General features: G+C 53.9%; 7 protein-coding genes. 4 read left to right on the top strand and 3 right to left on the bottom strand.

Annotated features, from left to right (window positions below):
• A partial coding sequence (locus U2W12_RS14810; RefSeq protein WP_326501464.1) for a DNRLRE domain-containing protein occupies positions 1-717 on the bottom strand: 717 nt, incomplete at its 3' end.
• A gap of 433 nt (positions 718-1,150) precedes the next feature.
• Between U2W12_RS14810 and U2W12_RS14805 the strand changes: the two genes are divergently transcribed.
• The 3 genes from U2W12_RS14805 to U2W12_RS14795 are packed head-to-tail and all read left to right on the top strand — an operon-like array spanning position 1,151 to position 3,436.
• Positions 1,151-2,041 (top strand): phosphoribosylaminoimidazolesuccinocarboxamide synthase, encoded by an 891-nt coding sequence (locus U2W12_RS14805; protein ID WP_326501463.1) that lies wholly within the window; start codon positions 1,151-1,153, stop codon positions 2,039-2,041.
• A gap of 12 nt (positions 2,042-2,053) precedes the next feature.
• Positions 2,054-2,818: an exodeoxyribonuclease III gene (locus U2W12_RS14800; protein ID WP_326501462.1), complete on the top strand. Its 765-nt coding sequence runs from the start codon at positions 2,054-2,056 to the stop codon at positions 2,816-2,818.
• A gap of 24 nt (positions 2,819-2,842) precedes the next feature.
• Positions 2,843-3,436 (top strand): uracil-DNA glycosylase family protein, encoded by a 594-nt coding sequence (locus U2W12_RS14795; RefSeq protein WP_326501467.1) that lies wholly within the window; start codon positions 2,843-2,845, stop codon positions 3,434-3,436.
• Between the two features lie 14 nt (positions 3,437-3,450).
• Here U2W12_RS14795 and radC read toward each other — a convergent pair whose 3' ends face one another.
• Positions 3,451-4,125, bottom strand: a complete 675-nt coding sequence (gene radC, locus U2W12_RS14790) for a DNA repair protein RadC (protein ID WP_326501461.1) — start codon at positions 4,123-4,125, stop codon at positions 3,451-3,453.
• A 101-nt stretch (positions 4,126-4,226) separates the two neighbouring features.
• Here radC and coaBC point away from each other — a divergent pair, with 101 nt between their 5' ends.
• Positions 4,227-5,423, top strand: coding sequence for a bifunctional phosphopantothenoylcysteine decarboxylase/phosphopantothenate--cysteine ligase CoaBC (coaBC, locus tag U2W12_RS14785; RefSeq protein ID WP_326501460.1), 1,197 nt, complete (start codon positions 4,227-4,229; stop codon positions 5,421-5,423).
• 31 nt (positions 5,424-5,454) lie between these two features.
• Here coaBC and U2W12_RS14780 read toward each other — a convergent pair whose 3' ends face one another.
• Entirely contained in the window at positions 5,455-6,363 is a 909-nt protein-coding gene (locus U2W12_RS14780; protein ID WP_326501459.1) for a diguanylate cyclase, read from the bottom strand.
• Positions 6,364-6,539 lie beyond the last annotated feature (176 nt).

Genomic DNA, 6,539 nt, shown 5'->3' with positions numbered 1-6,539 from the left:
GCCTGTGGCTCCGGCTGCGCCTGTGGCTCCGGCTGCGCCTGTGGCTCCGGCTGCGCCTGTGGCTCCGGCTGCGCCTGTGGCTCCGGCTGCGCCTTGTCCGCTGGTCGAATAGTCGACATTCAAGACCGCCGCATGGCCGGAGGCCTTGCTTTCTTTGCTTTCCAGTTTAATATTCAGCGACTCTGTGCCCGTTAGCGCAAATCCTATCTGCGTTGCGCCCGCGTCGAGGGCGTCCTGAACATACGGGGTGACGTCGAATTCCAGCCATTGGTTGATTAGCCGGGGAGCGACATCCGGCGTCTGGATGATTTCATCGCCGAGGGGAGGCAAGATGAGATTGCCGACGGTCGTTTCGAGCCAGCCAAGATCCGCTTCCCGTAGGGATAATCTATATACCTTCAATTTGCCGGCAGTGTTCTTCTGGATGCCGGTGACAAACACCTTCAGTATCGCCTTGGATACGGTTGCGCCGGCGGGTGTGGATTTATTTAGATCGAATTTGAGATAGGTGTTGAATACCGATTTGCCGTTTGCGATCAGAAGCGTATTTTTGGTGCCGAAATTCTTGGTGAGGCCGGCTTTGACGTAGGTGTCCGCTACCAAGGTTGGATCACCGAACGCGATCGGCGAGGCGGCCAAGGTGGCAAGCGAGCCTATGAGCGTCAGTGATTTAACGCTAAAACGCTCTTTTTTTAGAGTTGTTTTGATTTTTTTCATAGTAATAAAAATATCTCTTGTGTTTTAAAATTATCGATAATACAAGTTCTTATTTTATGTTTTTAAAGGTCGTTCCAGTTTTTCTGGAAAAGGGTGCCATTGACAAATAAGTCTATTTGAACAATAAATAACATCGGGAATAAATAACTTGTATATCTAACAAAAAATCTAATTCATTTGATTAGTATATTTTAACTAATCAATATGAAGCGTAGCACAACTCGTTAAAGTTAAAAGGTCGCGGCTCACGGGAGATGCCGTGAAGTGGGGTCTGAGGGATAGGCCTCGGCAGCATAAACGGCTTGCAAGAGGGGGGGCGTTCAAGGCAGGATTATTCATCGCGGCGGGTTGGCGATCGCCGGGCTGCTGCGGTGATCCCATGCCTCGCAAATTAATGCTAAAATGCATCGTTTGAATTCTTCGGCGAGGCTCCATGAACGCTCCTGCGGCACTGTACCAATCGGCACTGACTTCCTTAAAACTCCGTGCGCGCGGCAAGGTGCGCGATATTTACGACATCGACGACCGGCACATGCTGATCGTGACGACCGATCGACTGTCCGCATTCGATGTGATTCTTCCCGATCCGATTCCGGGCAAGGGACGTGTGCTGACGCATATCTCGAACTTCTGGTTTGCGAAAATGCGGCATGTAATTCCTAATCATCTGGTCGATCTCCCGCTCGAGCAGATTATTCCCGATCCCGCCGAGCGCGCGCAGGTCGAAGGTCGCTCGATTGTGGTGAAGAAGCTGAAGCCGTTGCCGGTCGAAGCGATCGTGCGCGGTTATTTGATCGGCTCCGGTTGGAAGGATTATCTGAAGACAGGCGCAGTCTGCGGCATCACGCTGCCCGAAGGCCTGCAACAGGCTCAGCAATTGCCCGAGCCGATCTATACGCCGTCGACGAAGGCCGAAGTCGGTGTGCACGATGAAAATGTGACCTTTGCCAAAACGGTCGAATTGATCGGCGAAGACCTGGCCAATCAGGTGCGAGAAACCAGCCTGTGGCTTTATAAGGAAGCCGCCGCCTATGCGAAAGAGCGCGGTATCATCATTGCCGATACCAAGTTCGAATTCGGCGTCGATGCGGACGGCACGCTGTATCTGATCGATGAAATCCTGACGCCGGATTCGTCCCGCTTCTGGCCGGCCGATCAATACCGGGTCGGTATCAGTCCGCCGAGTTTCGACAAGCAATATGTACGAGATTACCTTGAAACGCTCGATTGGAATAAAACCGCGCCGGGACCGTCATTGCCCGCCGAGGTGGCGGAATATTGCGCGGCCAAGTACCGGGAAGCGGAAGTCCGCCTGACCCAATAAGACGGATAATCAATGAAAATCATTTCCTGGAATGTGAACGGCATTCGCGCGGTGCAAGGCAAGGGCTTTGCCGACACGTTGGCGCGGCTCGATGCGGACTGCATCTTGTTGCAGGAAACCAAGGCGCAGGTCGATCAGATCGAGAAGGCGCTGGAAGGTATAGACGGTTATCATCTCCATTCGAACTCGGCCGAACGCAAGGGCTATTCGGGCGTGTCGTTGCTATCTCGGCATGCGCCGCTCGCGGTCACCAACGATATCGGCATTGATGAGCACGACTGCGAGGGCAGGGTGCTGGCCGCCGAGTTCGAGTCGTTCTTTCTGGTGAACGTGTATGTGCCGAATGCGGGGCAGGAACTGGTCCGCCTCGATTACCGGCAGACCTGGGATACCGAGTTTCTGGCCTACCTGACGAAATTGCAAAGCCGCAAGCCGGTGATCGTTTGCGGCGATTTCAATGTCGCACACTGCGAAATCGACATCGCGCGGCCGAAGGCGAATTACAATAAATCGGCCGGTTACACGCAGGTTGAAATCGACGGTTTCAGCCGCTTCATCGACGCCGGCTTCGTCGATACCTTCCGCCATTATCATCCCGATACGGTCGCCTACAGTTGGTGGAGTTTCCGCGCCAATGCCCGCGCAAAGAACATCGGTTGGCGGATCGATTACGTGCTGACCAGCAAGACGCTGATCGATCGGGTCAAACAGGCGTTCATTCTACCGGACATCGTCGGCTCGGACCATTGCCCGGTCGGTATCGAAATCGACCTGTAGCCGATGCTTATGCAAGAACAATGGATGCGCGCGCATCGCACGGCGCTCGCGGACTGCAAAAAATGCCCGTTGATGATTGGCCCGGTGGTTAGCGGCAGCCCGGTATTTTCGCCGATTTTATTGATCGGTCAGGCGCCCGGCGACAAGGAAGGCGGGTTCGGCAAGCCGTTCGCCTGGACCGCCGGCAAGACGATGTTCAAGTGGTTTGAACGGATCGGACTGGATGAGGAAACCTTCAGAAGCCGGGTCTATATGGCGGCCGTGTGCCGCTGCTTTCCCGGTAAAAATCCAAAGGGCGGCGACCGGGTGCCTAGTTCTGATGAAATCGGTAATTGTACGGGTTGGTTGCAGGCCGAAATCGACTTGTTGAAACCCGCGTTGATACTGCCGGTCGGCAAACTCGCGATCAGCCAGTTGATCGAGGTCAATAAATTGAACGAAGTGGTCGGCAAAGTGCACAAGGTCACCTTTCACGGTCATCAAGCCGAGGCGATTCCACTGCCGCATCCGTCCGGCGCATCGACCTGGCACAGGATGGAGCCGGGCATCACGCTGCTGGAATCCGCTCTGTCCCTTCTGGAAGCGCATCCGGCCTGGCGGCAAGTTTGCGAAGGCTGATTGCAGCGTTTGTCTCAAATCAGTCCATGCTCCGCAAACGAATACGGCATGCCGTCGCCGATGATGAAATGATCCAGCACTCGTATATCGAATAACGCCAATGCCTGTTTTAATTTATCGGTGATTTGCCGGTCCGCCTGGCTGGGTTCGGCGATGCCCGAGGGATGATTGTGCGCGAAGATCACCGCGGCCGCGTTGTGATGCAGCGCTTTTTTCGCGACTTCGCGCGGATACACCGCCGCGCCGTCGATCGTGCCCTTGAACAGCTCTTCCAGTTGAATGACCCGGTGTTGGTTATCCAGAAATAGGCAGGCGAAGACTTCATAACTGTAGCCACGAAGCTGTGCGCTCAAATAAGCCCGTGTCGTCTCGGGGTTGGTCAACGCATTGCCGCGCTGCAACACTTCCTTGAAATGCCGCCGCGCCATTTCCATCACCGCCTGCATTTGCGCGTATTTGGCGTCGCCGAGGCCGTTCGCCTGACAAAAACGCTGCCGGTCCGCATCGAGAAGGGCTTTAAGCGAGCCAAAATCACAGAGCAGTTCGCGCGCCAAATCCACAGCCGATTTGCCGGGTGTGCCGGTGCGCAAAAATATCGCCAGCAGTTCGGCATCGGTCAGCGCGCCTGAACCGCGCTGCAACAATTTCTCCCGCGGCCGGTCTTCCACGGCCCAATCTTTAATCCCCATGCAAAATTCTCCTGTCCAGAAAAAAAAGATTCAACCTGGAAGTTAAGCATAGAAGAATTCGCCCATCCTTGCCATAATGCGCATTTTTGACCCTGTTCAGAATGAACGAACCAAAACGAATTTTATTGGGTGTCAGTGGCGGCATTGCGGTTTACAAGTCGGCGGAACTGGTGCGATTGTTGCGCAAACAAGGCATGGAGGTGCGCGTGGCGATGACCGCCGCAGCCGCCAAGTTCGTTACTCCGCTGACGTTTCAAGCCTTGTCCGGCAACGCGGTGCATTGCGATTTACTGGACGCCGAAAGCGAAAACGCGATGGATCATATTAGCTTCGCGCGTTGGGCAGATTTGATGATCATCGCGCCGGCAACGGCCAATTTGATAGCAAAGTTGAGCCATGGATTGGCCGACGATTTACTGACGACACTGTATCTGGCGGCGACTTGCCGGGTCTATGTAGCGCCGGCGATGAATCAGGCGATGTGGAGCAAGCCAGTCACTCAGGAAAATATTGCCGCCTTGCGGCGGCATGGCGTGCATTTGATCGGCCCTGCTCAAGGCGAGCAGGCCTGCGGTGAAACCGGTTTCGGGCGGATGTCGGAGCCCCAGGAAATTTGCGCCGCACTACTGACGGTTTCCTCCGGGCTCTGCCTGCAAGGCTTGAAAGTTCTGATCAGCGCCGGCCCGACGCGGGAGCCCTTGGACCCGGTGCGCTACATCACCAACCGCAGTTCGGGCAAAATGGGTTATGCCTTGGCCGAAGCGGCAAGAAACGCGGGCGCAACGGTCACGCTGGTCTCGGGGCCGACGCAGTTGCCGTCGCCCGAGCAAATCGATCTGGTTCGCGTCGAAACGGCCGCTGAAATGTACGATGCGGTGATTACCCGCGCCGAAAATCATCATGTTTATATCGGCGCGGCCGCGGTCGCCGATTACACGCCTGTCGAAGTGCGGCCGGAAAAAATCAAGAAGCAGGACGAACAAACCACGCTGGCTTTGCACAAGACCAAGGATATTCTGGCTGAAGTCGCGTCATTGAGAGTTCGCCCCTTTACGGTCGGCTTTGCGGCCGAAACGACCGACCTGGAAGCTTACGCATTGGACAAACTGGCGCGCAAGAATCTCGATATGATCGCGGCCAATTGGGTTGGGCAGGCGCAAGGGGGCTTTGACAGCGAACAAAACGCGCTGGAGGTTTTTTGGAAAGGCGGTAGGGAAACACTGGCGATGACCGGCAAGAATCGCTTGGCCGAACTGTTGATCGGGCTGATTGCGGAAATTCTAAAAGCCAAAGTATAAGGATGTGGAAATGAATTCTTGCAAAATTCGTTTAATGTTTTTCCAAACAGTTTCTCAAAGTTGTGTTTGCGGCGTGGATCAAATCATCCATTGTCTGGGATTGTCCGTCATACGTTGCCAAACCGATACGGAAAGTCAGCGGCGTTGCCGGCCAGCCGATTGAGGTCTTCGCAAGGACTGATTCGACCGATTCGTGAATTCTTTTCGCGACATGCAGCGCCCCTTCTTCATAGGTATTCGGAAGAATCACCGCGAAGCTATTGTCACCGTAACGGCAGACAAAATCGGTCGGTCTTGACGAAATGCATTTGATAGCGGCGGCGATCGCATTTAGGCACCGGCTTCTGGCCTCGCCTTCATTTGTCTCATGCGGCTGAGTTATATCGCCGATTACGCACATCAACAGGGACAAATGACGGCTTTCGCGTTTGGCCATTTTTATTTCCTTGTTCAGGGTTTCCTCAAAGTAACGCCGATTGGCCAGGCCGGTGATTTCGTCATACATCGCTAGCTTAAGAAGCGCCAGATTCGCGGCGATCAGGTCTTTTTTGGCCACCAGCAGATTCTGACGCGTAATATAAATTCTTTCCAGCGCGATCACCTGCGTCAGGATGCGTTGACGGCTTACGGGTTTTGAAAGCAGCGCGTCGGCGCCTGCGAGTATCGCGTTCGCAAAAGCTTCATCATCAGTTTCCGAACTCAACGCCAGGATCGGAAACCAATCGCTTTTATGCTCCGTTCTGATCGATTTGATCGCTTCGAAGGCGCGCTCCCGGCCGAAATCCACATCAATAAAAACGAAATCGACTTCATGAGACTGGAAATACCGCAGCGCTTCTTCCGTGTCGCTGGCATGGTGAAAGGCATGGCCCAATGAGGTTAGGCATTGATCCAGGATGAATCGGCACACTTCACTTTTTTCTATTATCAGAATCTTCATCGTGTTGCCTAGAGATAATATCGATACAAGCAGTCTAGTTGATTTTAAATTTTAGGCGAAGTCTAGCTCTTGCGAGCGGTTTTGGCATGTCAGGACTCGAAAAATATTCACCAAATATTGGCGTTCGTTTGCGAATGGCTTCCGTTCTATATTTTTATTGAAATGCGGAAGCTAAT

Origin of the sequence: Methylomicrobium sp. Wu6 (genome assembly GCF_035916875.1) — a bacterium.
Classification (GTDB): domain Bacteria; phylum Pseudomonadota; class Gammaproteobacteria; order Methylococcales; family Methylomonadaceae; genus Methylomicrobium.
Note: the sequence above shows the minus strand (reverse complement) of the source record. Positions and strands in the feature narration are given on the sequence as shown.

What these genes read in the sequence shown, in the direction of transcription:
- U2W12_RS14805 (WP_326501463.1), top strand. Translation starts at nt 1,151, where the DNA reads ATGAACGCTCCTGCGGCACTGTACCAATCGGCACTGACTTCCTTAAAA.
- U2W12_RS14800 (WP_326501462.1), top strand. Translation starts at nt 2,054, where the DNA reads ATGAAAATCATTTCCTGGAATGTGAACGGCATTCGCGCGGTGCAAGGC.
- U2W12_RS14795 (WP_326501467.1), top strand. Translation starts at nt 2,843, where the DNA reads ATGCGCGCGCATCGCACGGCGCTCGCGGACTGCAAAAAATGCCCGTTG.
- radC (WP_326501461.1), bottom strand. Translation starts at nt 4,125, where the DNA reads ATGGGGATTAAAGATTGGGCCGTGGAAGACCGGCCGCGGGAGAAATTG.
- coaBC (WP_326501460.1), top strand. Translation starts at nt 4,227, where the DNA reads ATGAACGAACCAAAACGAATTTTATTGGGTGTCAGTGGCGGCATTGCG.
- U2W12_RS14780 (WP_326501459.1), bottom strand. Translation starts at nt 6,363, where the DNA reads ATGAAGATTCTGATAATAGAAAAAAGTGAAGTGTGCCGATTCATCCTG.